This is a genomic window from Ectobacillus ponti, from assembly GCF_024294785.1.
In the GTDB taxonomy this organism is placed as follows: Bacteria; Bacillota; Bacilli; order Bacillales; family Bacillaceae_G; genus Ectobacillus; species Ectobacillus ponti.
Map to the genome: position 1 here is coordinate 1 of NZ_JANCLT010000068.1, position 726 is coordinate 726.

General features: G+C 68.6%; 1 protein-coding gene. It reads left to right on the forward strand.

Features of this window, described 5'->3' with window-relative positions; translation table 11 throughout:
* On the forward strand, positions 1–700 hold a 700-nt coding region (locus NK662_RS24600), incomplete at its 5' end, for a germin family protein (RefSeq protein WP_254761343.1).
* Positions 701–726 lie beyond the last annotated feature (26 nt).

The following is a 726-nucleotide window of genomic DNA, read 5'->3' on the forward strand; positions in this document are numbered from 1 at the left end:
GTCAATCGCAGCGAGAAGCCAAGAAGCACTCAACCACGCGCTGTTCGTCATGGCGAGGGTACAGCTCTGGGTGGCCGCCGCGTGCGCCGTCGTGCTCGCGCTCGCCGCGCCCTCGCTCGCCGGCGACCCCGACATGCTCCAGGACGTCTGCGTCGCCGACTTGGCGTCCCCGGTGAAGCTGAACGGGTTCCCGTGCAAGGCGAACGTGACGGCGGACGACTTCTTCTTCGCGGGGCTGAAGAACCCCGGCAACACCAACAACCCGGCGGGGTCGAACGTGACGGCGGCGAACGTGCAGTCGTTCCCGGGGGTGAACACGCAGGGCGTGTCTATTGCGAGGATAGACTACGCGCCGGGGGGACAGAACCCGCCGCACACGCACCCGCGCGCCACCGAGATCATCTTCGTCCTCGAGGGCGTCCTCGAGGTGGGCTTCATCACCACTGCCAACAAGCTCTTCACCAAGACTGTCACCGCCGGCGAGGTCTTCGTCTTCCCGCGCGGCCTCGTCCACTTCCAGCAGAACCGCGGCCACGGCCCCGCCGCCGTCATCGCCGCCTTCAACAGCCAGCTCCAGGGCACCCAGGCCATCGCCGCCACGCTCTTCGCCGCCGCGCCGCCCGTGCCGTCCGACGTCCTCGCCAAGGCCTTCCGCGTCGACGTCCCGCAGGTGGACGCCATCAAGGCCAAGTTCAAGTGATCGTAGCCGGCCGCCGTCGATCCCCC